The following is a 24,777-nucleotide window of genomic DNA, read 5'->3' on the forward strand; positions in this document are numbered from 1 at the left end:
ATGGCGCAAGATCACCATAATTCCCTTGTCCGCGCCTTTGAGGAAGCGGAGCAGGCATCGCAGGAGGCCCGTTCCGAAAGCGAGCGCGCCCGTGATTATTATGACGGACGGCAGCTTACGCCCGAGCAAATCAAGGAACTCAAGAAGCGCAAGCAACCGATTGTCATTGAAAACCTGATCCGTCCGAAAGTGGATTATCTCTGCGGCCTTGAGCGCCAGTCTCGTACCGATCCGCGCGCTTTGCCGCGTACGATCGTTCATGAGGATGATGCCAACGCCGCGACTGACGCCCTGCGTTACGCGACTGAGGATCAGGATTTCGCGATCAAGCGTTCCCACGTGTTCCAGAACATGTTGATCGAGGGTTTCGGCGGCGTGGAGGTTACCGCCGAGCAGGTGCGCGACGGTATCGATCCGGCAATCAAGGAACTGGATTGGGACCGGCTGTTTTTCGATCCGCATTCGCGCAAACCTGATTTCAGCGATGCCATGTATCTTGGCTACGTGACATGGATGGACTTTGACGAGGCAATCCGGCGCTGGCCCGATGCGCGTGCGGCAATCGAAGCCTCGTTCGCGCGCGGTTATTCGTCCGCCTTCGAAACCTATGACGATAAGCCGCGCTGGGCCAACTGGTCGGATGGCAAGCGCCGCCGTGTCCGTATCGTCACGATGTATGATCGCAGGCGGGGGCAATGGGAGCGGTGCGTGTTCACCCTCTCCGGCGAAGTGGAGCCCACGGCCCCATCGCCGTTCCTGGACGAGAACGGACATCCTGATTGCGGCTTGATCCTGCAATCCGCTTATGTGGACCGCGATAACGACCGTTATGGGCCTGTGCGCGACTTCATGACGCTGCAAGACGAAGTGAACAAGCGGCGGTCCAAGTTTCTGCATTTGTCGAACAGCCGCCCGGTTCGGGTATCGCCTGCATCTGGCCTTGATCCGGAAGCGGCGCGGCAGGAGTTCAACCGCCCCGATGGCATTTTGATGGCCGAACAGGGCGAGGTGGAGGACCTGACGAGCGGCGCGATGGCTGCGGGCCACTTCAACCTGCTGGCTGAGGCAAAGGACGCCATCAAAGCTGTCGGCCCGAATGCGACGATGCAGGGCAAGTCCGAGGTCGGCCAGTCAGGACGGGCTATTCTCGCCTTGCAGCAGGGCGGAATGACCGAAGTCGCGCCACTGCTGGACGCGCTGCGGCACTTCAATATTCGGGTCTATCGGGCCGTTTGGAACCGCATTCGCCAGTTCTGGACGGCAGAACGTTGGGTGCGTGTAACCGATGACGAAAAGAACGTCCGCTTTGTGGGTTTCAACGTCTCGCGCGCCGATGACGCGATGATGAAAATCCGCGAAGCGCTGCGGACTGGTCAGATCGACCAGCAGCAGGCGGCGCAGTTCAGTCAGCAGGTGCAGCTTGATCCGGTGATGATGCAGCCCATGAACGTGGTTGCCGAACTGGACGTTGATATCGAAATAGATGAAGTGGTCGATACGCCGACTTTGCAGATCGAGCAGTTCGACCAGTTGACCAAGCTGGCCCCGATGGCCCCGCCGCAATTCCTGCCGACAATGTTCGAGATGATGATCGAAGCGTCGTCGCTGCGGAACAAGGACAAGCTGCGCGAAATCATGGAGCAGGCGAAGAACCAGAAGCCTGACCCGATGCAGCAAGCAGCGCAGCAGTTGCAGTTCGAAGGCGCTGTTGCCGAGGTTGAGAAAACCAAGAGCGAAACCAAGCGCAACAACGCTGACGCTCAAGCCAAACTGGTTGGCGCTGCCAAGGATGCAGCCGCAGCCAGCATGGGCATGATCTAACCAACGAGATTACGCGCGTTCCATGTCCCTTTCGAGGGATGGCGCGTCGTGCCTGTCGCCGGGGCAATCGGGCGTGAACGGTGGTGCCGACCATAACGGGCGTGAACGAGGACGACATGAGCGATCTGGATGACATTCTGAACGGAAGCGATGAACCTGAGGTGGTGGAAACCCCTGCCGAGCCGGTGCAACAGCCGCGCGATGAGGCAGGGCGATTTGCAACGAAGGAAACGGGCGAAACGCCGCAGGAAACCCCTGCGGAGCCGGTGGAGCCGACCGGTGGTGACCTTCCCAAGGAAGAGTTCGAAGGGCTGAAAGCGGAACGGAAGCGCCGTCAGGCGGCGGAAGAAGAACGTGATCGGCTTCGCGAACAACTACAGTCGAACCAGAACCCTCCCGCCCCGCCACCGTCCCTGTGGGACGATGAACAGGGGTGGACCCAGCATTTCGGCGGACAGGTCATTCAGGCGGCTGCGTTGAATGCCCGACTGGATATGTCCGAAATGATGGCCCGGCAGGCCAATCCTGATTTCGAAGAAGCGAAGCAGGAATTTCTTGCCATGGCCCAGCAGAACCCGGCGCTGCTGGATATGGCGCGTGCAGACCCGCACCCGTGGAACAAGGCGTATCAAATCGTCAAAAGCCATCGGGCGATGCAGGAACTTGGCGCGACCGATGTCACGTCTCTCGAACAGAAACTTCGCGAGAAGATCCAGGCGGAAATGGCCGCGCAGGCCCCCGCTGCCCCGGTTCTTCCAAACTCGCTGGCAGATGCCCAATCGTCACGCGGCGGCGTAGTGCCGCAGGCTGGCGGGGTGTCTCTGCAAGACATCCTGGGGAGTTAGTCGCCCCCGCTGATCCCGCGTCGAGATGACGCCGGTTTCCCTATGATGGAGACTTTCCATGGCATTCACCACTGTCAACGCTGCAAACGTTGAAGAGCTTTGGGACAATGATTTCTTCAAGTCCTACGTCCGTGCAAACCGCTTCAAGCGGTACATGGGCACCACCGAAAACAGCATCATCCATACCAAGATGGACCTTACCAAGAAGGCCGGTGACGGGATTACGCTCCCGCTTATCACCGAACTGACGGGTGCTGGCCAGACCGGCAATGGTCTGCTGGAAGGCAACGAAGAGGCGCTGGGCAACTACGGTCACAAGATCGAAGTCGCCACGCGCCGCCATGCTGTTGCCGTGACGGACAATGACCAGCAGTTCACGGGCATTCCGCTGCGTGATGCGGCCAAGGAGCAGCTCAAGCTCTGGGCCATGAAGAAGCTGCGCACCAACATCATCGATGCCCTGGGCTCGAAGAACGGAATCATTTATGCGTCGGCTTCCGAAGGTGACAAGGACGCATGGCTGGCGGCCAACTCGGACCGTGTGATGTTCGGGGATGGCACGGTCGGCGGCTTCACCGACCACTCGGCCGATCTGGCACTTGTCACTGCTGGCATGAAACTCACCAAAGAGGTGGTTTCGAAGGCCAAGGCGAAAGCGGAACTGTCCACTCCCATCATCCGTCCGGTGACGGTGGGCGAGGACAGCGAAACTTACGTCATGTTCGTCGGCTCGGGTGCGTTCCGTGATCTCAAGACCGATCTGGCCACGAGTTTGCAGAATGCGCAGGAACGCGGCGACAGCAACCCGCTGTGGAACGATGGTGACCTGATGTGGGATGGCGTGGTCATCCGCAAGATTCAGGAAATCGCGTCTATCGGCAATGTCGGCGCGACGAGCGCCCGCATCGAACCCTATTTCCTGTGCGGTGCGCAGGCAATTGGTGTTGCGTGGGCGCAGACCACGAAGAGCACGACCGATGTTCGGGACTACGGCTTCGTCAAGGGCGTGGGCATCCACGAGATGCTCGGTGTCGAAAAGCTGATGTACCAGAACCAGGACCACGGCGTCTTCACGGGCTACGTGGGCGCTCTGGCGGTCTGATGAGAGGCGGGGGGCTTCGGCTCCCCGTTTCCATTTCGGGAGGCGCCGATGCGTATCCGCTTTACCGGTGAACACACCAACGGCCGCACGTCGATCACCTACGAGGGTGTGACGTTCGATGGCCACGAACCCACCGAATGCCCCGACGAGTTGGCCCTGCGGCTGATTGAGGGGGAATTCGAACGAGCCGATCCACTGGATCACGATGGCAACGGCAAGAAGGGCGGCTCTCTGCCCCGCACGCGTCGGAAGAAGGTTGGCGAATAATGGCTGTAAACTACAATGTCGCGGTCAAGACCGCGCGCATGACCACGACCCGCGACCACTTCGCGAACGGGACCCTTGAACTTCTCACAGCGGCGGATGCCGTCCTTGTGACGTTTGGCCTTTCCGCAAGCGGCGGGACCATATCAGGCGATACCTGGACGTTCGTGCTCGATGCGAACACGGTTGCCGCAACGGGGACTGGCACTGCGACGAAGGCTCAGTTGAAGACCAGCGGCGGCACGGCGAACCTGACCGGGCTGACTGTTGGCACAACCGGGACCGATATCATTCTTAACAACACGTCGATTGCCACCGGGCAGGACGTGACGCTTTCGAGCGCAACGATCAAGCACGCCTGACCATGGCTTACGTCACTGAGGACTTGATCCTCGAATTGAGCACGAGCACAGGCACCAGCCCTTTCACCCTTGCGGGAGCGGTGAATGGGTTTTTCGCTTTCTCGTCCGTGTGTTCGGTGGGCGATACCGTTCCGTACACCATTCAGGCTGTTGACAGTAATGGAGCGCCGACTGGCGACGTGGAGGAAGGGATAGGCACCTACTCCGCTGCGAATACTCTGACCCGCACCACCATCTTGCGCAGCAGCAATGCCAATGCGGCGGTGAATTTCAGTACGGGGACGAAACGCGTGGGCCTCGTTTTGTTGTCCCGCACGCAGAAGTGGACGCAGATAGCCACGGCAACGCCGACCGGCGTGAACACGGTCGATTTCACCAGCGTTCCCCGCCATTTCACTGATCTGAGGTTGGCTTATAGCGGCGTCAGTCATGATTCTGGAACGAGCACCAGCATCAACTTATCTGTGTCGCCTGATGGAGTGACATTTGCAACCGCTGTGACTGTTGGGGCAGCGATTGCCGCTAGCGGTTCTCTATACGGTGAGACGCGCATTACTAACTACAAGGAAAATTCGGGCTCATTCGATGGCGGGGCTGCTTCGGTATCGACAAGCCCAACGATTGCCGCCGCCAATTTTGGAGGCGGTTGGCGGTGCGATGGCGGCATTTCTGCGCTTCGCGTCGGGACTATCGCTGGCAATTTCGACGCTGGCACCATCACATTGTTCGGGAGGTAAGCCATGGGCATGGCACTCCGCATTAACGCTGCGACCGGCGTTGAGGAAGTCGTTGAAATTCCCGATCCGGCGCCGGTTGTCCCCGAAGTGGTCTCGCGTCGGCAAGCGTTGCTGGCCCTTGAAGGTGCTGGCCAGCTCGATGCAGTAGAAGCACTGGTTGCGCAACTCCCGCGCTCTGCACAAATCGAATGGGCGAACGCAACCGAGTTCCGGCGCGATCATTACCTGATTGCGCAGATCGGGACAGCGCTTGGACTGACGGAACAGCAAATCGATGCGCTGTTTATCGAGGCCGGGAGCCGTTAAGTGATCTTCGGCGGCGCGCCGTTCGGTGCGGTCCCGTTCGGTTCACTGGGACTTAATCTTCCCGCGCCCGGAATATTCGGCGCGCTTTCGGCACAGGAGAGCGGAGCCGACACATTTGCGGCCACTGCGACTGTTGCAATATCCGGCGCACTGGCAGCGGTGGAAGCGCCCGATACATTCGCCGGTCAGGGCGGTGTGCTTGTCGCCGGGAGCCTTGCAGCCTCCGAAACTGGCGATGACACGTTCTACGCCTTCATTTTCCAGCCTGCCGTTGGATACATGGCGGCAACGGAAACCGGGCAGGACATTTTCAGCGGTACTGGCGATCCGGTCGTTATTGGCGATCTCGTCATATCGGAACCCCAGCCTGATTATGTGATCGTTTACGGCGCAGTCTCCGTATCCGGCGCACTGGCGGTAGTGGAAAGTGGTGCCGACGATTTCGACGGGTTGATCGTCCGCCCGGAAGTGGTCGGCGCACTCACCGCTCAGGAAATTGGCTCCGATATCTTTGCGGCGTCGGGCGTTGTGCCCCATTTCGCCTATCTCGCCGCTCTTGAAAGCGGACCCGACACATTTGCGGCAATCGGCGTTGCGCCGATCTACGGGGTGATGGGCGCGCTTGAGGGCGAGAATGACAATTTCGAAGGGGGCGTTGCGACCCCGGCCTATCGGTCCGCAGGCGGCATAGAGCGGGGCGTTCTTTCCGCCCCTCGCTCCGCCTCCCGATACGCAGAAAGCAGGAGATAGCCCATGGCGGTCAACTGGGTTCCGAAAGCGGAGGGCGCAACCTATCGCTACACGTGGGCGCCCGCTCTCCTGCCCGGCGATACGATCTCGTCTTATGTGCTGGAGCCGGATGGTGCGAGCATCGTAAGCGACAGCCACGATAGTTCGGTAATCGAAGTCTATCTGGCTGGCGGCGCTGTGGGGGCGATCTGCACAATAGCGGCGACGGTCTACACCACCTACGGCGAAACACAGAAAGAGACGATCTATGTTCCCATCGTCTCGCGTGATCTGGCGCGGCTTAGCACTGCTGGGGAAATCGCGGCATTTGCGCTGCGGAAGATCGTAGGGATTGGTGAGCAAGCATCGTCGGGCGAGTTCGACGATGCGCTTGAATGGCTGAATGACATGCTGGCCGATTGGAAGGGGCAGGGCGCTGACACCGGCGTCAATCTCCCTCTGGAGGCGTCGGAAAAGCTCTATGTGCCGGATCAGTTCATCGCCGCGATCAAAAACAACCTGATTATTCGAGTGGCGGACAATTATGGACGGGAAATTTCCCCGGTAACTGCGAAACTGGCGATGACAGGCCTCCAGCAGATCAAGCAGGCACTGTTGCCGCGTGAGCGCGGGACAACCGAGTACTTCTGATGCCCAATCTTGGACTTGCCACCAGTACCGTGCGGAGATCGCGCGGTGAACTACCGCAGCTTCCGCTCGTCAACATGTTCGCGGAGGCCGCAATCACGGAGCCAGAGCGTTTCTCACTGCTCTCACGTCCAGGATTTTCAGGCAACGGTCAGCAATATGGGGATGGCCCGATAAGGGCACTATTCCGGCAGCAAGGCGTTCTGAACGGTCGAATTATCGCGGTCTCGGATACCGATTTCTACGTAGATGGTGAACGAAAGGGGCTTTTGGCTGGAAGCGGCGCGGCCAATCTCGCTGGCAACGAAATCGGCGTTATTGGAACTGCTGGTGAGACGGTTTCCTTCTGGGATGGCACGAATTATCGATCTGTGGCGTTTCCCGACAACGCCAATGTCACGAGAGTGGCGGAGCAAGGCGGGCGCTTTATTTTCCTGCGGGCTCAGTCGCATCGTTACTACTGGACGAAGCCTTATACGGCGATGATCAACGGCAGCGGCGATATCGTCGTCGATCCGCTTGATTACGCCAGTGCTGAGAACGAACCCGATCATCTACTCGATATCCTCGTTATCGAAGACTCGCTGGTACTGTTCGGCCAGAACACCATCGAGTTTCATGCCGAGACGGGGCAGTCCGCAGCGCCGTGGGCTCCCATGCAAGGGCGGGTGTATCAAAAGGGCATTCGCGCCTCTGGTTGCGCTGCGCACTTTGACAACTCGTTCGCGTGGGTCAGCGAGGAGAACATCGTCTATCGTGCAGGGAACGTTCCGCTAGCGATCAGCGACGAAGGCATTGTGGAACTGATATCCGGTTCCCTTAACTGTCAGGTCACCTCGTTCTATCTTGAAGGCAACGAGTTCCTCAAGATCGATTTGGACACAGTTTCTCTGGTTTACGGGGCCAAGAGCCAGCAGTGGGCGGAATGGAGTTCCAACGGTGGCCCACTCCTCGGGGGTGTATCGATCTCAGGCCCGGTGTTCGGTTCGGTCGAAGATGGCAAGCTGCTGATCTTCTCCGAATACGATGACCTGGGTGCGGCGCAGGTTCGCCGCTTCCGCGCTGGCTTACCGGCTAATGGCGGAACGATGACAATCGATAATCTGGGTATCCGGACGAACCCGGGCCAGACGAATTACACTGTGGGCGACTACGCCGATCCCATCGTCGAAGCGCGGCTATCACGAGACGGCGGGCAGACCTGGGGCCTCTGGCGGCAAACTTCGCTTGGCAAACAAGGCGTGTATCGCAAGCGGCCTGAATGGCGCTCGTGGGGTGTTGTCGATGCGCCGGGCGTTTTGTTCGAGTTCCGCGTGGCCGATCCGGTGAGTTTTCGGGTGAGCGGGGCATTCTACAACGAGCAAATGGGCGGACGGGGCCGTGGGTAAATTCGTCACCTCTACGGAAAGACTGGTCAATGCCACCGGTCAGGCAGAGTTTCGCTTTCAGCGCTTTCTTGAGGGTTTGAGCACCGACATTGAAGCACTGCAGGAAGCCGCTGCTACGTTTGTCGTCAAGGATACCACAGCCAATTGGGGCAGTCCCACGGGCACCGCGAGCCGGGCGGCATTCGCGACCTACACCGCACCCGTTGTCTCCGACCCGCCAACGCAGGCTGAAATGCAGGCTTTGGCCAATCACGTACAAACCCTTTCCCGTACATTGAAAGCGCTGATCGACGATCTGCGAACAAGTGAGGTAATCCTGTGAGGCACTTCCTACAGGTCGGCGCTGTCGATCCCATTCCCACGCTTGCCGCGTTGGCGGTGAAGCCGGGTCTATGGAATGAGAACCCCCTGCGCACACAGCATGCAGGGACGGCACATGCCGAGGCTGATGATATCTGGCTGATGTTCAACAAGGTGCCGAATGATCCCGCTGAGGTCATCGACGATATCTCGGTCTTTCCGTATCGGGCATGGACCGAGTTACCGCACCTGCGCAGCCTAGTTCTCGATCTCATGCACCGCGTGGGCGGCGTTCAATTGGGCAGGGTCATCCTGACCCGCCTGCGTCCGGGCAAGCGCATCCTGCCCCATGTCGATCAGGGTGCGCCCGCCGAGTACTTCACCCGCTACCAAATCGCTCTCCAGTCGTTGCCCGGCTGCAATTTCCGCATCGGTGACGAGGCGATCAACTTCCCCTCTGGCTCCGTGTGGTGGATCGACAATCGCACGGAACATGAGGTGATCAACAATAGCGCGGACGACAGGATCGTTTGCATCGTGGACATTCGCCAATGCTGACCGCCCAGGTTGAACCGTTTCCTCCATTTCTGGAGGAAGTGAAGCCGCTTCTGGCCCTCCATTACGAAGAACTGGCGCTGAACAAGGACTGCGTACCGCTTGATCCTCAATACGATGAGTATTTGAAGCGTGATGCGCAAGGCATGGTCATGACCATCACGCTGCGCGATGCGGGCAAGCTGGTCGGCTATTTCGTCGGTTTCGTCGCGCCGGGGCTGCACTATCAAACCTGCCTTACGCTACATCTGGATATCTTCTGGGTGCACCCCGATCATCGCGGGAAGATGGCAGGGTTTCGGCTGTTCAAAGCCGTGGAGGCAGAAGCCAAGCGGCGCGGCGTGCAACGAATGTTTGCGGGTTCCAAGGTGCACAAGGACGCCTCGTGGCTGTTCGAAAAGCTCGGTTATACCGAAGTCGAGCGCATCTACTCCAAAATGATCGGAGAGTGATATGGTAGGTGTTGCCGTAGGCGCAGCAGTTGGCATAGGCGGTGCTGTTGCATCGTCGTCAGCCGCCAGCAAAAACCGGAAGGCCATCAACAAGGCCACGGATGCGCAGGTTCAAGCCAATCAGGACAGCCTTGCCCTACAGCAGGCCATCTATAACCAGAATTACGGCCTTCTCTCGCCTTATGTGGGGCGGGGGAACGTTGCGGGCGACTATTACAATGCCCTCCTCGGTCTCCCTGCCGCGCCCGCGCAGACGTTCCAGCCCGCGAACAACAATGGCACCGGGTATGTGAACACGCCCAACGGCATCATGCCTGCCTCGTCGGTAACGGGAAATGGTGCGCTCCCGACCTTCGATTTCAGCAACGGGACGATTACGCTACCGCCCGGTAGTACGTCCATATATGCGCCTCAGAACGCAAATCAGCCGACGCAAGCGCCCGCTACGCCGACTGTTAAGCCGGTCACGGCTCAGCAGGCGTTCAACACTTACAAGAACATCACCGGCTATCAGTTCCGTCTCAACGAGGGGAACAATGGCGTCAACGCGGGATACGCCGCCAATGGCATGCTCCAGAGCGGTGCGGCCCAAAAGGCTTTGGCCGAGTATAACCAGAACCTCGCCTCCGCCGAGTTCAACAACTACATGACCCTGCTTGGTAATCAGGCGGGCATGGGTCTGTCTGCCGGTTCTGCCCTCGCAGGCGTCGGGCAGGGCTTCGCCAACGCAGCAACGGGCATCAATCAGAATACCGCCAATGCCATCGGGCAGGGCGCCATCGCAAACGCGAACAATTCGAACGCGGGCACTGCGGGCATTCTCGGCGCGATTGGTCAGGGCGTATCTGGCGTTACCAATGCGCTATTTCCGACCAGCAGCTATCAGGGCGCGGGCTCTGGCTTGAGCTTCCAGACGCCCGGCTCCGCTTTCGGCGGATACGTGAACACACCCGGCGCGAACAACTTCGGCTTCTGAGAGGCGCACTATGAGCATGTTTAATGCCCTGATGGACCCGCGCGAAGTCGGCATGGCCTTTCAGCAGGGCTATGACGCACAGCAACAGCGCAACGATCAGCAGAACGCCAAGAACGCCATGCGCAACTTTGCGATGAACCCCGATGATCCGAACGCGCTGGCGCAGATCAGCCAGTTCGATCCCCGCCTGATGCTCCAGGTGCAGAATGCCCAGCGTCAGGCGCGGATGGATGATTTCCAGATGCAGCAGTATCAGGCGAAAGCTGAGGAGGCCGCGCGGGAACAGAAGCAGGCGCAGTTGGGTCAGATCGCCCGGCTGTTTCAGGGCGTCACCCCTGAAAACTATGCCAACCGTGTATCCATCGCGCAGCAGATGGGCGTTGATGTCTCCGGTGTGCCAGCGCAGTTCGATCCCGAATGGACCGCGCGGCAGGGGGAAATCTTTTCCTTCCTCGCAGGCCAGCCAGAGGCTCTTTCTGCTGCTGGGAAACAGGCACAGGACATGGGCCTTCAACCCGGCACGCCTGAGTTTAGCGAAGTGGTGAAACAAATAATCGAAGCCGGGATGGTGCGCCCGTATACTGGGCCAGGCGGGGAGACGCGTGTTTATACGCCACGAATTGGCGGTGGAGGGCAGGTCCAAGTTGGGCCGCCTTCGCAGGCGCACATTGATGCTTTGCGCCAGAACCCTGAGCGGCGCGACGAGTTTGATCAGAAGTTTGGCCGTGGTGCTGCCGAGCGCATCTTGGGAGGCGGTGGCGGTAACGCCACCGGTGGGTTTCTCCCCGGTCAGTGACGGGCGCAGCGTCGTCAACAGCCTGTTCCCCGATGCCCGTATTACCTCAGGTTATCGGGGCCCCAACCATCCCTTGAGTAAAGCCAACCCTCGCAGTTGGCACGCTCGTTCACATGGCGCGGTCGATGTCGCGCCGATCCCCGGAATGACATTCGGACAGTATGTGAACCGCATAAAGCAGGCGGGCTATCGGATCATTGAGGCGCGCGATGAGGTCAAGAACCCGTCCAGCCACGCGACCGGCCCCCACTGGCATATCGTAATCGGAGAATAACAGAATGCCCGGAAACTTCTTCGATCAGTTTGACGCTGCGCCCTCTGGCGACCCGATCATCGCACCCCCTGATCCGTATAAGGCGAACGCTGAGGCACGGGCTGCGGAAGATCAGAGGATGCAGCGTGCGGCAAACGAACGGGCGGATCGTGCAGAAGCACGCGCCGTGAACGCAGAGCGGCGCGCTGCGGCGAAAGACGCTCAAGGTTCTGTTGAACAGAACAAGACAAAGGGCTTTCTCACTCGGGCAATTCAGGCAAATCAGGATTTCTCGAAACTGGGTGATGTGCAGCCGCGTTCCGTCCCTGGGCAAGCTTTCGCGGACGCTTATCCGAACCTCGCCAACAGCTTGACCAGCGATGCCAATCGTCAGTTGGCGGAACAGGCAGAGCGGGCTTTTATTGCTGCGATACTTCGCTACGATTCAGGCGCGGCCATCCCGCCTTCAGAATTTGCGACTCAAGGCCAAATCTATTTCCCACGCCCCGGTGATGGGCCGGAGGTATTGGCGCAAAAAGCGCAGGCACGCTTGGTCGCCCTGCAAGGCCTCAAGGACTCTGCGGGACCAACCGCCGCAGATGTCGTGTTGGGCATAGATCAGCCGGAAGAAAAGGCCAACTGGGACGGGGTTGGCCTGACTGGTTCTGTCACCGACGATAGCCCGCAGCAGCCTACGCCGAATACTCCCGGCAACGATCCGAATGACCCGTTTTACGGGGATGCGAGCGGGTTTCGAGGCCTCACGGCGCTGGGTAAGCAGGGTATAACGCTTGGCCTGTCCGATGAGGCGGCGGGCGTCGGCGGTGCTATTGCGGGTCTGCTGCTGGGTAAGAACCCCGTGGACGAGTACCGAAAGTCTCGTGATGCCGAGATGGATTTCGTCAATCGTGCGCGGGAAGCACACCCGATCCTCGGCACGGCGCTGGAGTTTGCTGGTGGCGGTGGCGCCTTAAGGATCGGTGCTGGCGGTAATGCCCTGCTGCAAGGCGCGACCATCGGGGGGCTTGGCGGTTTCGGTTATGGTCGCGGTGCTGAGGACAGCCTTGCAGGGACGACGACAGGGGCAGCGCTGGGCGCGGGCACGGCATTCGGGCTGGATAAGATCGGCAACGCGCTCATGCCCCGGATTCCAAGGCCTTCCGCGCAGCCGGATATGAATGTGATCGCTGCCGGTGCTCGCCAGGACATTCCGATCAGGCGGCCCGATGCGATTCCTTCGCTTCGCGGAAAGTTCGGCGCTGTCGAGTCTACACCGAATGGCGGGAGCATGATCCGTCAGGCACTCACAGATGATGTGTCGGCGGTAGAACAGCGCGTCGCAGCTATCGGCGGCAGAGAGGGGGCACCTGATCCGTATGCGCTCGGAACGCGATTGCAGGAAGCGGGTGAACGCTTCAAAGCGCGAACAGGCCAGCAAGCGAACCGTCTGTACGAGCGCGCCCGTGCGGCGGCACAGGGGAGAACAGTATCCCCGCAGGAAGCAATCGGAGCGATTGACCAGAACATTGCCGAGTTGCGGGCCGCTGGCGAAACCACCAATGGATCGCAGATTGCGTATCTGGAAGGGCTGAAATCCGATTTGGCGCGTCCCGGTGGCCTCACCATTGAGGCGGTCCAAAACCTGCGAACGAATATGCGCGGTCAACTGAGCGAGCGGAACCTGACGGCTTCCGACGCGGAACGCAGGGTCACGCAGGTGATCGAAGCCGCCAACCGGGATTTGACGCGTGATCTGCCGCAACCGGCCTCGGAAGCGCTTCGCGCCGCTGACGATTTTTATCGCCAGAGGCAGGAATTTATCAACGGCACTCTCAAGCAGTTCATGGGGACGCGTGGCCAGCCAATTTCTGCCGAAACGGCTGCTCAACGACTCATGTCGATGACCAAAGGCAAGGGCAACTTTGACAAATTTTCCTCCATGTGGCGGGAACTGGATCAGAACGAGCGTGGTGATATCGCTGCCACTGTTGCCGCCTCGTTGGGCAGAGCACCCAACGGGGATTTCAGTCTGGCGCGGCTTGTCCGCAGCCTAGATCCGAAAGAGGGTATCAACCCGCGCACCGCCCGGCTGATCTTTGGCAAGGATGGGGCAACGGCGCTGGAAGACCTGCGCACTATCGCCCAAGCCAAAGTCGCAGCGTCATCCGAACGCAACGCTTCTAAGACCGCCAATTCGATGGGGGCGCGCGTTGGCGGGTTGAAAAACCTTTTGCTGGGCGCACTGGGGCTGTCGCAAGGCGGTCCCGCCGGTGCGGTCGCCGTTCCTTTCGCCGCCCACTTCATGAAGAACTGGGGCGACGAACGCGCGGCCCGAATGCTATTGAACCCCAGCTTCACAAAGTGGCTGAAACAAGCACCTCAGACCACGGACCCGCGCATCATAGACAAGTATTTTGTCAGGCTTGGGGGGCTTCCCGGCATCGCTGCGAACGAGAATGCCGCGTTCGTTGGCGCGATCCGCGACGCTTTGAATGCGCAAGGTCCTCGGGTGGGTACGCTCGCAGCTTCACCAAATGAAGGGCCAGATGAGGAGAACAAGCGCTAGGCTATATAGCCTGAATCGTCGCGGCGGCAGGAAGTAGGCAACTGAAAATATCAAGAGGATGTGCCAAACCTTCACCCGATAGGTTTACGACCCTTTCAAGTTCTTATCAACTAGTGAGGAAGCGCCTCATGCAGGGCTTCCTCCGCCCACTGGTTAAGGCTCTTGCCCGCCAGTTCAGCCGCGATGGCCGCCCGGCGATGTAGCTCGGGGCTCACGCGAAACATCATCTTGCCGGAATAGGGCTTCTGAGGGTCTTTCCCGATCTTCGCGCATGCTTCGATGTAATCGTCCACGGCCTCGTGAAAGGCGGCGCGCAGTTCTTCGACGCTATCGGCATGAAAGCCGACCACATCATTGATACCGGCAAGCCTGCCGAAAAAAATGCCATCGTCATCATCATATTCGATGCGGGCGCTGTAACCTTTGTGACTCATGACGTTCATGGCTCAACTCCAATCTTCGCTAGAAATTCCCTCACATCCCGAATTTGGTAGCGCTTGGCCTCCTTGTTCGGATGGGGGCGGACGAAATAACCTATCACGCCATCCTTGTGGGCTTGGACATGCGATCCCTTGCCCTCGATTATTTCGCAACCGACCGCGACGAACAGACTTTCAATAGACGCCCATTTGATCGTTCCCGAAACCGGATCGGAGAAGATGGCTTTGAGCGTCTTGGACTGCTTGCTGTTCATGCAAGCATATAACGCTATCGCGCGGCATATTGCAAGCAAAAAATGATAGCGCAAGCGGTCCTTTGGGGCCGCCTTTTTTATGGGGCGAACATGACGGTCAAATCTTTCCTCCTTCCTTTCCGTCCTGCGATTTCCGCCACTGCCCTTGAGGTGGTGCCGGGCGCGCGGCTTCATTTCTATCTCACGGGCACGACGACAGAAGCGGCGGTCTATGCCGATGAGGCGCTGACTATCGAGCTTCCCAATCCCGTGGTGGCCAATGCCGCAGGGAAATGGCCCGCAATCTTCTACGACGATTCCACAATTTACCGCGTGATCCTTCGGGATGGTGCTGGTGTGACCATGGACGAGGCGGACCCGTATACGCCTGCCATCCTGGACACCGTGAACGCGGCCCTGCAAGGGCTGGTAAACTCTGCTGGCGCACAGGCCGCATTGGCACAGACCGCCGCGCAAGCCGCTGCTGCCGACGCAGACACGGCTCAGATCGCAGCGGGTATCGTTAATGCAGCGGGGGCGGGTTACAATTTCTATTCGACGAAGGCCGATGCGGTAGCCGCTGCTCCCTCACTCCCGAACGGCTATGTGCACGTCTGGAAGGATGAGAGCGCCAGCAATCACTTCACGGTCTATTCGGTCACCTCCGGCGCGCTTTCTCCGTCTCCTGTTGCGGACCTGACGCCGACGCCGGTGAGCGTGGGAACCATCGCCGTTCAGAACGCCAACAACGTGGCAATTACAGGTGGATCGATCAGCGGGGCCAAAGTGGCTCCGTACTATGACACTGCGGCCAATCTCGCCGCGCTGGCCACTGCTGGGCAATTGCTGCCTCGTGGTCTCTATATCGACACAACGAACAACAGGGTAAAGCTGGCGACTGCGGTCAATACCCTAATCGATGTTGGCCCTTCTCCGCCTTCGACCAGCGATTTCACTTATGACTACCTGAGCGCCAATTTCACCGGAACGGCCGCGACCCTTACGGACACCGGGCTTGAAATTACGGGCGCTTCGCTTAGTCCGAACTCGTTGTACGAAGTGGAAATGCGCGCCTTTGCCAAGGTCGCATCGAGCTATTTTCGCTTGGGCTGCACGGCCCTAACAGGCGTCGAGGGGGCTTACTTCTTCACAGCCGGTCCAGGGTCAACTTGGACTTCCGGCAGTGATTCGATCAATTTGCATGGCGATTTTGCCGCAGCTTTTACCCCCAGCACGAACATCAATATGACCTCATGGTCCCGCGTGTTCTGTCAGGGTATTTTGACGACTGGAGCCACGCCGGGCGGATCGTTCAAGCTTCAGATCAGAAACTCGTCCGGCTCTGCCGTGCACACTGTCCTCAAGGGCAGTTACATCAAATGGCGGAGGCTGAACTGATGGTGGAGCCCATCACGCCGCAGGATATCGCTGACCGGCTGGACCGTGGAGACCAGCGTTTCAAGGAAATCGCAGAGGAATTGCGCTGCCTTCCGCAAATGCAAGCCGACATGGCCGCTGTCCGGGAAATTCTTGAGGCGCTGCAAGGGCTCAAGACGCTGGGCAGGGTGATTGCTGGCTTATCCAAGGTCATTGCTGCCGTGGGGCTCGCTGTGGGCATGATCGTGGGCGTGTTCAAACTGGCTGTGATCGCCGTGACGAAAGGGGGTTGAGATGACCATAGACGAGATGATCGGGGGCATTCTCGACCGCGAAGGCGGGTTCGTGGATCATCCTTCCGATCCGGGCGGCGCGACGATGTTCGGCATCACGCAGGCGGTTGCCCGCGCCAACGGCTACACCGGCCCGATGCGGAGCCTGCCGAAGGCGACGGCCATCGAAATCTACCGGCGTGAATATATCGAGAAGCCGGGGTTTCTGGCCGTGGCAGAGATTGACCCGCTGGTGGCGGAGGAACTGATCGACAGCGGCGTGAACGCAGGGCCGCAGCGGGCGCGCCTGTGGTTTCAGCAGGCCCTCAACGTGCTCAATCGGCGGCAGAAGGACTATGCCGACATTGCCGAAGATGGGAAGATCGGCCCGCGCTCTATCGCCGCCTTTCAGGCGCTCCGCCGCCGCCGTGGGGAAGCGAAAGCGCGGCAGCTTATGCTCAAGACGCTGAACGGCCTCCAGTTCATGCACTATTTCGGATTGGCCAAGGGCGGGACGAAATTCGAAGATTTTATGATCGGCTGGATGGACAGCCGGATTGGCGGGCTGGCATGACGCACGCAGCGAATTTCCTCCGCTGGCTGGGCCATCCCTTCCGCGTTCTCGCCTGCGCTGCCCGGGCGTTGATCAACCTGACACAGACGCAGATCCGCGCGCTGTTCTCGCTCGGCATGCTGGGCGGCATCATCGCCCTTTCGCTGCAGAACATCGGCCTGATCGTTATGGTGCGCCGGGTCTTGGGCGACGCATCGCCGGGTTCACTGTTCGGCCAGATGGCGCTCAATCAGCAGTGGTGGAACAACGCCATCATGGCCGGTTTCGGGCTGATCCTTGGGCTTGTCGTCTTCGGCGCCGATTACTTCCGGGCCAAAGTGGACCAGCGCGAAGTCGAGTTCGGGCGGGGAAAGCCTGAGGAATGAGGCGTTGCGGCACCAATCAGACATTTGGGGGGTATGAGCGGCACCGCAACGCGACGGGGAGTATTCCATGGAACGATATCTGACAAGCGCGCTCGGCTTCCTGTCGGGCGCATGGAAGTGGCTGGCGATCTGCCTTGCCGTGGCGGTGCTGGCGTTCGTCAAAGGCTGCAACCACGGACGAAGCATCGAGCAGGCCGCGCAAGCTCGCGCTGCCGGGGTGGCCCGCGATCTGGCCGACCAATCGGCGGGGCAATCAGCGCAGGATCGCGAAACAGACCGGCAGGCGGCCGGACAGGCTCAGAAAGGACGAGACGATGCGATACGGAACGCGAACGATACTGGCCGCCCTGGCGCTGCCAGCAATGCTCTTAACTGTGAGCGGTTGCGGCAGGCAGGCCGGGACGTTTCAGGGCTTCCCGCCTGTGGAGGACGTGCGGACTGAGCCAAAGCCTGTGCCCGGGCCGGAAGTGTTCGAGAGCGAACAGGCCGCCCGAACGTTCGAAAGTGCAATTGAAGCGTGGGGCGAACGCGGCTGGTCCGCTGTGGCACGTATCTGCCGCGATGCGGTTCGAAAAGGTGCCCCGTACCCTGAGGGGTGGTGTCTCTGAGGACAGTTAGACCTGCGGCAGCCGGGGACGAGAAGGGGTTTATGGTCGCCGCAGGTCATCTGTTGCCCAAGGAAGGCGAGAGGATAACGGCGGTCTGGCTGAGAAGTTCCGGCAGATGTGAAATCGATTCAGGTGGATAGTGCGCGCACTTTGTTCCGCATTTGTTCTGGCGTATAATCGGGCCACACCCGAGTCGCGAGGACCCCATGGACGACCCCGTTATTACCGCTTTCACCGAGTACCCGTATCGCCTTCCGGACTATGATGCGCCTGTTGCGCGCCGGGTGGCGGCGTACTGCAAGGTCAACTCCATTGCGATGACGATTGAGCAGATCGAAACCGTACTGTTCGCGCCTGAGGAAGATCGCCTCAAGATCGTCAAGGAGTTGGGCTTTACCGAACCGCGTGTTGCGCTGACGGCGATGTACCTACGCTGGGAGCCCTATCAGGAGGCCCGTGACGAAGGCGATTACGACTGGAAGGTTTCGCGGCCGGATTATTACGCGCGGATCGCCACCGATCCAATCGACGCAAGCATGGCGTTCGATCTGGAGCCGGAGGATTTCGAAGCTCTCTCGCAAGCCGAAACCACGAAAAGAGCGAAAGCCGGTCAGCCGGAGCTATCGTTTGACTGACCACAATTCATCCGTGGCATCGACGACAAGCGGGCCTTGCCACGTCTGGACAAGGGCGAATGCTTCGTCTGGCGTGCCATGGGTCCACTGCTGATAGTCGTCGGGGGCGAGGATGACCGGCATTCTGTCGTGGGCCTCGGCCATCTGCATGTTCGCGTCCGTCATGACCATCGAATAGCACAGGCCCCATTCGTCGCTGTGTCGCCAGATACCAGCCACAGCGAAGGCATCCGTATCGGGCAGGCTGTACCAGGTCTTTGTCATGGCGCCGGGCTTGCCCCATGCTTCCGCCCATTGGCTGACCGGAATAAGGCAACGCCGTCGTTCGAAGCTGTCGCGCCAGAAGAATGTGCGCAGCTTGTCGTCACGCGTGTTGTTGACCGGCTTCGGCTTCGATGTGGGCTTCATGTGCTTCAGACGCGCCGGGAAGCCCCAGTTCATCGCCTTGGGCTGGCCGCTCTCGATCACAATGCCCGGATAGTTGGGGTAGATATCCAGCGGCACATTGAGCTGCTGGATTTCCTCTGCGGTGAAATCGAACACCTTCTGGCTTGGGTCGAGGCGGTAGAGGTTGCACACCGAACGAAGGTGGTGCGCCGCCGACCACCTGTCAATCGAAGCCCCGCGCCATGAATCGCCGCCCGACCCTGCGCCAGATGAATATTCTCGCGATCAACGTGCTGATCGATGCGGCCCGCCGCGCGAAGTGGGGCCCAATCGAGCGGACGGACGCGCACCGCCTTGCTCTGGCCTGGCTGGTGCACAACCGCATCGCGACATCGGAAGTGGCTGACGGACTGTGGACCACGCTCGGAAGCGAAGTAAGCGACCGCGGCGCACACACGCAATATTGCCGCGATCGTGCATTGCAGTGTCCGATTTCCAGTTGGCAGAGCAAGGCAATGCTGCCGGACGACTGGTATTGGATCAACGACAAGCCACCCGCCGACTGACCCGGATCGGTCAGCTGCGCACCCGCCGCAACGCGCGTTTCCATTCCCGCTCAGGCGGCATCGGTAGATCAAAGGTCGGTTCGGCCTTGGTGTGGCAAACTCCGGCTCCACCTTGCGCTTGTCGGTCGCATAGCACCGCGAGCAGTAGAACCGCCTGCGCAACTGGCTGAAGCGATCATCCCAGCCCCTTTGGAAGCAGTGCCACCATAGGGCGTGCGGATCGAACACAACCACATGCCCGCATGAGCAGGTCGCAGCAACGCAGGTCTGGAAGGTGGCGGCTTCGAAGGCGCTATCTGGAACTCTTACGCCGTCTGCATAACGAGGCACGAAATCATCCAGTCACGGGTCGGCGGGCTGTTTGCTCACCGTCACACCTTGGGATTGCCGAGGTGCAGGCGAGGGACCCTCACGAAGTCCCCACTCTCTTTCAGCGCCGCCACGATATCGGGGATGAGCCGGTCGATCTCGACCAGGTGCGTCATGTGCTTGGTGGATTTGAACGCGGACTCCCCAACGATGCGGTGGAGACGTTCAAGCTCGGGGATGAGTTCGTCTCGTTCCATGCGTTCCATATGAGAACAATACGGGAACGAAAGTGATTCGGGAAGGCGAGATTTCGTGCGAAAAGGTTAGCCAAAAAATCTCAGGACTGGCGGAATCGCGTGAGTCAAAATCGATGGTTAGCCAAACTTATCTGTTTGATATCGCTATCCTGTTTAAGACCTGTAGGGCGCGCCACCTTAAAAATTATTGTTTTCTAATCAACATCTTCTTGGCGGTTAGCCAAATCGGTTTTGTATTGGGTAGCCAAACCCATGGCTGTATCGGCCAGTCGCACCTGTTCCGCATCGCGCGTATATCGCGCCACTTCGGCGTCACTGGAATGCCCGGTAATCGATTTGATCAACTGATTTGATAGACCCAATTCAGCCAAGCGTCGGGCGCAAGCCTTCCGCAGCCCGTGCATTGAATAGCCCTGCAAGCCCGACGCTCGGCACGCATCGCCAAACCAATTGCCGAAGCCATTGCGGGTCCGAGGCACGCCCAGTCTGGTGACGATGTAGGCGAGGTGCCCACTTGGAGTGGCTGCGATGCTTTTTGCCAAATCAGGATGGATCGGAATGCGAAGCTCCTTGCTGGTTTTCACCTGCGTGATTCGGATGCGTCCCTTCTCGACATGCTGCGGGCCCATGCGACAGACATCGCTTTTGCGCTGGCCGGTATAAAGCGCCAGATCGAAAGCAAGCCGCTCCTGTGTGCCGATAGGCCAACGCGCCTGGAACGCCGCAATATGCTCCTCTTGCCATGTCTGATAACCACCAGTGCGCGACTTCACCCCGCGCACCACACGGGCAGGATTATCGTTGCGCATTCCCATGAGGATGGCGAAATCGAACAGTTGGCCGAGGCGCTTTTTCAGGTTGTTGGCCGCTGAGGGCGTCGCCTGCATCTTCGTCATCAGATTGGCGACGTGCTTCGCATTCATGCCTGCAACCGTACGGTTCCCATATGTCGCTCGAAACCGCTCCAATTCGCCCCTGTAGATCCGTTGCGTCTGTGGCTTGGTGTCTTTGAAGTATGCGCTCTGATAGAAGCGGGAGATCAGATCGTCGAAAGTGCCGGGCACGGTCTTTGCCTCAGCGGCCTCTATCCTGCCGTTTTCCAGCCACTCCTTATAGATCTGCGTAAATTCAGCAGTCCCGGGCACCTCTGAAACGTAGGCCGTTTGCCATCCTGTACGACGCAGACGCACGCGTTCTCGGCCATGGCGGTCTTTGAACGCGCTGGCGAATTTGGGCAGAACATTATTCATTCGAGGTCGGCCCATTCATTCACTTCCGATGCTGATTTGGGCGATCCGGTAATAATGACGATTTTCCCGTTGGGGTCTATCTCGATTTTGGCGATGGGGAGACCTGCAGCGATAGTGCCTGCCGCCGCGCGCTTCACATCGGCCTGTTTGAAGCGAACGTGCGCCGTCATCCGTCCATCTCCTCTGCGATAGCCCTGAGAGAGGCGGATGTCTTCTGACGGGCTGCGTTGCTGATCGTGTGATCTGGCGCCCAATAGGTTTGATCATGTCCAGATGCCGTGGTGTAAACCACCTTGGTTCCTGCATGGTTGGCGCGGACACTGACGTAATCATCATCGGGCTTGAACAGCGCTAGTTCAGCCAGCACATCAATTTCGTTGCTGTAACCGCGCAGGGCTTCGCACCGTTCTGCGAGCGCAATGAGGTCTGCTTTGGTCATGTGGAATCCCCCGAATAATCAGGTAGCAGCGCGGGCATTTCCCTAGTCTTGTATGCATGCGCGATGCGCGGCTTAGCTTCTTCGCTGACTGTGCGACCGTTCGGCAGGACGATGTGCGCCATGAATTCGTCGTCAAACTCGCTGATCCCGCTTTCGATGGCTTCCATCTTGGCTTTGATCACCAGCGCCAGCGCCCGCCACCGTTGGCGGCAGGCCTGCTCCCATTCCTTTAGCGCCGCGTCCGCTGTGCGCATGCCTCGGCTATGGTGCGTGAACCGCTTTTCATCGCGCGCTGGCATCGGCAGCACAAACTTGACCTGCCGCTCGTTCATCGCGAACGCGATCACGGCGCGGGTAGCATCCCAGCCCGACATGAAGCCGGATGCGCCATAGCGCTCGATCAGTCGTTCAATTTCGGCCTTGCTGTTGGAGACCGATACGGACGTGTTTTCGGCGTACCTGCTCACGCGTCACCGCCTTTCTGCCGCTCGGCTAGGAGGGCGTCGGCGTTAGACAGTTCGAGCAGGACATCGGCGTGACAATGCTTGTCCAGCGGGCACCAGCACGCGAGGTTCTTTCCGCGCAGTTCGGGCAACTCGTCCAGCATCTTGGCGCGGGCAGCGGCAGATTCTTCGCCATCCCAATTGTTACGCCAGTAGGGCGTGGCGAGCCATACGCGAAACGCGCCAGCACACCGCTCGCGAAGCTCGTCTGCCGTGCCAATATAGCCTGCTTCAGCGCAGCCGAATGGCGTAAACGGATTGCCCCATTTTGTGGGCCTCGCCACGCTCACTGTATTGGGCGGCATCTTCCAGCCCTTCTTACGGGAAAGCTGCACGCGCATGGGAGCGCTCGTGTTCTCAACCATGATCGGCTCCTGTTCCTTTGAGGGCTTGGCGGATAGGTTCGACATCACTTTGGTCAGCGCGAGGGAACGACCGGATTTTCAGGTCAGCCCAGACCAGCGCCTCTCTCAGCCGTTCAATTTCGGCTCCTCGGATGCGGCGATCTATCAGAACAGCGATTTCGAGCGCGAGTGGATCGATTGCCGATTCCTGTGGATCAAGACCAAGCAGATAAGCGGGGGAGACGCCTAATGCGCGAGACAAGCCCCACACAGCCTTTACGGTTGGGTTCCGGCTGCGGCCTTGCTCAAGTTCCCACACGTGGCTCTTGGTGAAGCCCGATGCACTAGCCACATCATCCAGTGACATTTTGCGGGCGCTCCGCGTAGAACGAATGCGCTCTTGCATGCCGGAGAAGTCGAAATCGCTCATGACGCGCCTCCCGAACGGATGGCTGACGCCTCCATCATCTTGCGGCAGAACTTGCATGTCACTTCAGCATCGCTGTCAGCGATATTCATCCCATCGACGCTATTCCGGTTCATACGGCCGCAGAGGGTTGTGTTCCTCACTGCGCCAATGCTGCGCATTTGAACCTGCTTGCCCTTATGAAGAACCATGCGCGCCTCCCGACCGGCTGGCGGCGGCAATGTCTTCGGCGGCGACCATTCGGCCATACGAGTGATCGCCAGGGATATGGCGAACGGCAAACCTATCCGCGATCTTCGCGCACCGTTCCCGCTCCACCGTCACGGCATCTGCTGTCGGGTGGGAGAGGCGTTGGAGCATGGCAATGGCATCGCTGTTTGACCAGTCGTGGTCCTCTTCGAGATAGGAACCATCGATACGGCCGCGCTGGTGGCCTTCGCGATACGCCGCCTCCACCAACTCCCGAACCTCATCCGCTGCGGGAGCCTCCACCTTCGCCACCGGAATAGGCAGTGCGCTGCCAGTGGGCTTGCTGGCCTGCTTGGCACGAATTTTCTCAATGACCACCGGTTGAAGGATGCGGGCCAGTTCGGTTTCCGCTGCCTGCTCCATGTCCAGACCGTGCGGATTGCAGAGCGCGGCCAGCGTAACCATGACGCCGCCAACTTCCTGCGATGGTTCGCCTACCGGCCTGCTGAAAACGTAATCGACAAGCGCATGGGCGCGGGCTGCGTCGTACCCACAAGCCTGTACCAGTTCCAAGGCTTCTTCGATGAACCGGTCAGAACGCTCCAACTTGCCAGCTACGATTTCAGGCGTGAAGCACTGCTTCATCCAGTCGCCAACGCGATGCTGAAACGGCACCTTCGGCGGCATCGCTGCGAGGGCGGCGCGGGCAATATCGCGGCACTTTTCAGCAAAATCCCACGTGTAAGAGATCGACCCGTCGCGACCGGATAGTGTATCCATCCCGTGTTTCGGCATCCGGAGAATCTCACCCGACTGAGGGGGAGTAAGTTTTTGCGCGATGATGAACGCCGCCCGCTCCACCGCATCTTGCTCGGGCGCGGGAGGGGATTGGAGGGCGGTGAGCGCCTTATCGTGGTAAGCCTTCGCCCCAGCATCCAGGCGCAGGTGAAAGAGGCTCTCATGCACGAGTGCCTGCAATCCCACCACATCACCACCCACAGGGGCAGGCGCTGGGGTGCGGAGGGCGGCTAACTCTCCCCGGAGGCGTTCGACTTCGCGTAGGGCCGCCTGTGTCCGTTCTCGACCATGGAATGTGGATGACAGTCTGGATGCGCGGGCGTCAAACAATTCGCGTTCAGCCCGTTCAAGCTCCCGCACGAGCACGTTGTTGTCGTCAGCCACGGCGGGCCTCCTTTGTGATGAGAATTTCGCGGATCGCATCCAGCTTCCGGCGCAAACGATTGACTTCCGGCAAGTTGGCGGCCGGTTGATATGGTTCGATGCCGAACTGTCTGGCCTGTTGGATCGCGCAGGGGCCACACCGGACAAGTACGCCATATTCGAAACAGCTATCGGGCGTTGGGCAGATGCCTTCAACGTCATCGCGCCAAAGCATCCGCTGGTGATCTGTCATTGTGCGGCGTTCGCGCTCGCTCAGCCCCTCAGCGATCTGCTCAGGCGTCTGCATGATGTCAGGCATGGCCTTTGTCTCCCCGAGCGTA

General features: G+C 59.5%; 35 protein-coding genes. 23 read left to right on the forward strand and 12 right to left on the reverse strand.

Features of this window, described 5'->3' with window-relative positions:
* The 16 genes from K5X80_RS16750 to K5X80_RS16825 all read left to right on the forward strand — a co-directional run bounded on the left by K5X80_RS16750 (position 1) and on the right by K5X80_RS16825 (position 14,100).
* Positions 1 to 1,821, forward strand: a complete 1,821-nt coding sequence (locus K5X80_RS16750; protein ID WP_222558363.1) for a portal protein — start codon at positions 1 to 3, stop codon at positions 1,819 to 1,821.
* Between the two features lie 116 nt (positions 1,822 to 1,937).
* Entirely contained in the window at positions 1,938 to 2,666 is a 729-nt protein-coding gene (locus tag K5X80_RS16755) for a hypothetical protein (RefSeq protein WP_222558362.1), read from the forward strand.
* A 58-nt stretch (positions 2,667 to 2,724) separates the two neighbouring features.
* The gene (locus tag K5X80_RS16760; RefSeq protein WP_222558361.1) at positions 2,725 to 3,768 is read left to right on the forward strand and encodes a N4-gp56 family major capsid protein; all 1,044 of its coding nucleotides are present in this window, start codon (positions 2,725 to 2,727) and stop codon (positions 3,766 to 3,768) included.
* Positions 3,769 to 3,816: 48 nt separating this feature from the next.
* Positions 3,817 to 4,035, forward strand: coding sequence for a hypothetical protein (locus tag K5X80_RS16765; protein ID WP_222558360.1), 219 nt, complete (start codon positions 3,817 to 3,819; stop codon positions 4,033 to 4,035).
* Positions 4,035 to 4,394 carry a hypothetical protein gene (locus K5X80_RS16770; RefSeq protein WP_222558359.1) on the forward strand — a complete coding sequence of 120 codons (360 nt, stop codon included), beginning with the start codon at positions 4,035 to 4,037 and terminating at the stop codon, positions 4,392 to 4,394. The genes K5X80_RS16765 and K5X80_RS16770 overlap by 1 nt, the downstream gene beginning before the upstream one ends.
* A gap of 2 nt (positions 4,395 to 4,396) precedes the next feature.
* Positions 4,397 to 5,131: a hypothetical protein gene (locus tag K5X80_RS16775; RefSeq protein ID WP_222558358.1), complete on the forward strand. Its 735-nt coding sequence runs from the start codon at positions 4,397 to 4,399 to the stop codon at positions 5,129 to 5,131.
* A 3-nt stretch (positions 5,132 to 5,134) separates the two neighbouring features.
* On the forward strand, positions 5,135 to 5,437 hold the full coding sequence (locus K5X80_RS16780; RefSeq protein ID WP_222558357.1) for a hypothetical protein: 303 nt from the start codon (positions 5,135 to 5,137) through the stop codon (positions 5,435 to 5,437).
* A complete protein-coding gene (locus K5X80_RS16785) occupies positions 5,438 to 6,187 on the forward strand; it encodes a hypothetical protein (RefSeq protein ID WP_222558356.1) in 750 nt (249 codons plus the stop codon).
* A gap of 3 nt (positions 6,188 to 6,190) precedes the next feature.
* Positions 6,191 to 6,817, forward strand: coding sequence for a packaged DNA stabilization gp4 family protein (locus K5X80_RS16790; RefSeq protein WP_222558355.1), 627 nt, complete (start codon positions 6,191 to 6,193; stop codon positions 6,815 to 6,817).
* Positions 6,817 to 8,202 (forward strand): packaged DNA stabilization protein, encoded by a 1,386-nt coding sequence (locus tag K5X80_RS16795; RefSeq protein ID WP_222558354.1) that lies wholly within the window; start codon positions 6,817 to 6,819, stop codon positions 8,200 to 8,202. Before K5X80_RS16790 ends, K5X80_RS16795 begins: the two co-directional genes overlap by 1 nt.
* A complete protein-coding gene (locus K5X80_RS16800; RefSeq protein WP_222558353.1) occupies positions 8,195 to 8,524 on the forward strand; it encodes a hypothetical protein in 330 nt (109 codons plus the stop codon). Before K5X80_RS16795 ends, K5X80_RS16800 begins: the two co-directional genes overlap by 8 nt.
* Positions 8,521 to 9,060 carry an aspartyl/asparaginyl beta-hydroxylase domain-containing protein gene (locus K5X80_RS16805; protein WP_222558352.1) on the forward strand — a complete coding sequence of 180 codons (540 nt, stop codon included), beginning with the start codon at positions 8,521 to 8,523 and terminating at the stop codon, positions 9,058 to 9,060. The genes K5X80_RS16800 and K5X80_RS16805 overlap by 4 nt, the downstream gene beginning before the upstream one ends.
* Positions 9,054 to 9,509, forward strand: a complete 456-nt coding sequence (locus tag K5X80_RS16810; RefSeq protein ID WP_222558351.1) for a GNAT family N-acetyltransferase — start codon at positions 9,054 to 9,056, stop codon at positions 9,507 to 9,509. The genes K5X80_RS16805 and K5X80_RS16810 overlap by 7 nt, the downstream gene beginning before the upstream one ends.
* Position 9,510: 1 nt before the next feature.
* On the forward strand, positions 9,511 to 10,485 hold the full coding sequence (locus K5X80_RS16815) for a hypothetical protein (protein WP_222558350.1): 975 nt from the start codon (positions 9,511 to 9,513) through the stop codon (positions 10,483 to 10,485).
* A gap of 31 nt (positions 10,486 to 10,516) precedes the next feature.
* On the forward strand, positions 10,517 to 11,281 hold the full coding sequence (locus tag K5X80_RS16820; protein WP_222558349.1) for a hypothetical protein: 765 nt from the start codon (positions 10,517 to 10,519) through the stop codon (positions 11,279 to 11,281).
* 278 nt (positions 11,282 to 11,559) lie between these two features.
* Positions 11,560 to 14,100, forward strand: coding sequence for a hypothetical protein (locus K5X80_RS16825; protein ID WP_222558348.1), 2,541 nt, complete (start codon positions 11,560 to 11,562; stop codon positions 14,098 to 14,100).
* A gap of 110 nt (positions 14,101 to 14,210) precedes the next feature.
* On the opposite strand, the gene K5X80_RS16830 is transcribed toward K5X80_RS16825, so the two are convergent.
* Positions 14,211 to 14,543 carry a type II toxin-antitoxin system HicB family antitoxin gene (locus K5X80_RS16830; protein ID WP_222558347.1) on the reverse strand — a complete coding sequence of 111 codons (333 nt, stop codon included), beginning with the start codon at positions 14,541 to 14,543 and terminating at the stop codon, positions 14,211 to 14,213.
* Positions 14,540 to 14,794: a type II toxin-antitoxin system HicA family toxin gene (locus K5X80_RS16835; protein ID WP_222558346.1), complete on the reverse strand. Its 255-nt coding sequence runs from the start codon at positions 14,792 to 14,794 to the stop codon at positions 14,540 to 14,542. The genes K5X80_RS16830 and K5X80_RS16835 overlap by 4 nt, the downstream gene beginning before the upstream one ends.
* A 90-nt stretch (positions 14,795 to 14,884) precedes the next feature.
* On the opposite strand from K5X80_RS16835, the gene K5X80_RS16840 reads away from it, so the two are divergent.
* The 6 genes from K5X80_RS16840 (at position 14,885) to K5X80_RS16865 (ending at position 18,604) form a co-directional block, all read left to right on the forward strand.
* Positions 14,885 to 16,171, forward strand: coding sequence for a hypothetical protein (locus K5X80_RS16840; RefSeq protein ID WP_222558345.1), 1,287 nt, complete (start codon positions 14,885 to 14,887; stop codon positions 16,169 to 16,171).
* Positions 16,153 to 16,443: a hypothetical protein gene (locus K5X80_RS16845; RefSeq protein ID WP_222558344.1), complete on the forward strand. Its 291-nt coding sequence runs from the start codon at positions 16,153 to 16,155 to the stop codon at positions 16,441 to 16,443. The genes K5X80_RS16840 and K5X80_RS16845 overlap by 19 nt, the downstream gene beginning before the upstream one ends.
* Position 16,444: 1 nt before the next feature.
* Complete coding sequence (locus K5X80_RS16850; protein ID WP_222558343.1) at positions 16,445 to 16,996, forward strand: glycoside hydrolase family 108 protein; 552 nt, start codon at positions 16,445 to 16,447, stop codon at positions 16,994 to 16,996.
* Complete coding sequence (locus tag K5X80_RS16855; protein WP_222558342.1) at positions 16,993 to 17,361, forward strand: hypothetical protein; 369 nt, start codon at positions 16,993 to 16,995, stop codon at positions 17,359 to 17,361. Before K5X80_RS16850 ends, K5X80_RS16855 begins: the two co-directional genes overlap by 4 nt.
* Positions 17,362 to 17,428: 67 nt before the next feature.
* Positions 17,429 to 17,803, forward strand: a complete 375-nt coding sequence (locus tag K5X80_RS16860; RefSeq protein WP_222558341.1) for a hypothetical protein — start codon at positions 17,429 to 17,431, stop codon at positions 17,801 to 17,803.
* A 372-nt stretch (positions 17,804 to 18,175) separates the two neighbouring features.
* Positions 18,176 to 18,604, forward strand: a complete 429-nt coding sequence (locus K5X80_RS16865; protein ID WP_222558340.1) for a hypothetical protein — start codon at positions 18,176 to 18,178, stop codon at positions 18,602 to 18,604.
* On the opposite strand, the gene K5X80_RS16870 is transcribed toward K5X80_RS16865, so the two are convergent.
* A complete protein-coding gene (locus K5X80_RS16870) occupies positions 18,590 to 19,183 on the reverse strand; it encodes an SOS response-associated peptidase (RefSeq protein ID WP_222558339.1) in 594 nt (197 codons plus the stop codon). The genes K5X80_RS16865 and K5X80_RS16870 overlap by 15 nt on opposite strands.
* Positions 19,184 to 19,233: 50 nt before the next feature.
* Here K5X80_RS16870 and K5X80_RS16875 point away from each other — a divergent pair, with 50 nt between their 5' ends.
* Entirely contained in the window at positions 19,234 to 19,557 is a 324-nt protein-coding gene (locus K5X80_RS16875; RefSeq protein ID WP_222558338.1) for a hypothetical protein, read from the forward strand.
* Positions 19,558 to 19,928: 371 nt separating this feature from the next.
* Here K5X80_RS16875 and K5X80_RS16880 read toward each other — a convergent pair whose 3' ends face one another.
* From K5X80_RS16880 to K5X80_RS16920, 9 genes are all read right to left on the reverse strand, one after another.
* Entirely contained in the window at positions 19,929 to 20,132 is a 204-nt protein-coding gene (locus K5X80_RS16880) for a hypothetical protein (RefSeq protein WP_222558336.1), read from the reverse strand.
* 185 nt (positions 20,133 to 20,317) lie between these two features.
* Complete coding sequence (locus K5X80_RS16885) at positions 20,318 to 21,373, reverse strand: tyrosine-type recombinase/integrase (RefSeq protein ID WP_222558390.1); 1,056 nt, start codon at positions 21,371 to 21,373, stop codon at positions 20,318 to 20,320.
* Entirely contained in the window at positions 21,370 to 21,543 is a 174-nt protein-coding gene (locus K5X80_RS16890; protein ID WP_222558389.1) for a hypothetical protein, read from the reverse strand. The genes K5X80_RS16885 and K5X80_RS16890 overlap by 4 nt, the downstream gene beginning before the upstream one ends.
* On the reverse strand, positions 21,540 to 21,812 hold the full coding sequence (locus tag K5X80_RS16895) for a hypothetical protein (RefSeq protein ID WP_222558388.1): 273 nt from the start codon (positions 21,810 to 21,812) through the stop codon (positions 21,540 to 21,542). Before K5X80_RS16895 ends, K5X80_RS16890 begins: the two co-directional genes overlap by 4 nt.
* Positions 21,809 to 22,279 (reverse strand): hypothetical protein, encoded by a 471-nt coding sequence (locus tag K5X80_RS16900; RefSeq protein WP_222557403.1) that lies wholly within the window; start codon positions 22,277 to 22,279, stop codon positions 21,809 to 21,811. Before K5X80_RS16900 ends, K5X80_RS16895 begins: the two co-directional genes overlap by 4 nt.
* Complete coding sequence (locus K5X80_RS16905; protein ID WP_222558387.1) at positions 22,276 to 22,680, reverse strand: DUF4326 domain-containing protein; 405 nt, start codon at positions 22,678 to 22,680, stop codon at positions 22,276 to 22,278. The genes K5X80_RS16900 and K5X80_RS16905 overlap by 4 nt, the downstream gene beginning before the upstream one ends.
* A complete protein-coding gene (locus K5X80_RS16910) occupies positions 22,673 to 23,089 on the reverse strand; it encodes a helix-turn-helix domain-containing protein (RefSeq protein ID WP_222558386.1) in 417 nt (138 codons plus the stop codon). Before K5X80_RS16910 ends, K5X80_RS16905 begins: the two co-directional genes overlap by 8 nt.
* Positions 23,090 to 23,263: 174 nt before the next feature.
* A complete protein-coding gene (locus K5X80_RS16915; RefSeq protein WP_222558385.1) occupies positions 23,264 to 24,457 on the reverse strand; it encodes a hypothetical protein in 1,194 nt (397 codons plus the stop codon).
* Positions 24,450 to 24,755, reverse strand: coding sequence for a hypothetical protein (locus K5X80_RS16920; RefSeq protein WP_222558384.1), 306 nt, complete (start codon positions 24,753 to 24,755; stop codon positions 24,450 to 24,452). The genes K5X80_RS16915 and K5X80_RS16920 overlap by 8 nt, the downstream gene beginning before the upstream one ends.
* Between the last annotated feature and the right edge of the window lie 22 nt (positions 24,756 to 24,777).

Source organism: Caenibius sp. WL (genome assembly GCF_019803445.1).
Classification (GTDB): Bacteria; Pseudomonadota; Alphaproteobacteria; order Sphingomonadales; family Sphingomonadaceae; genus Caenibius.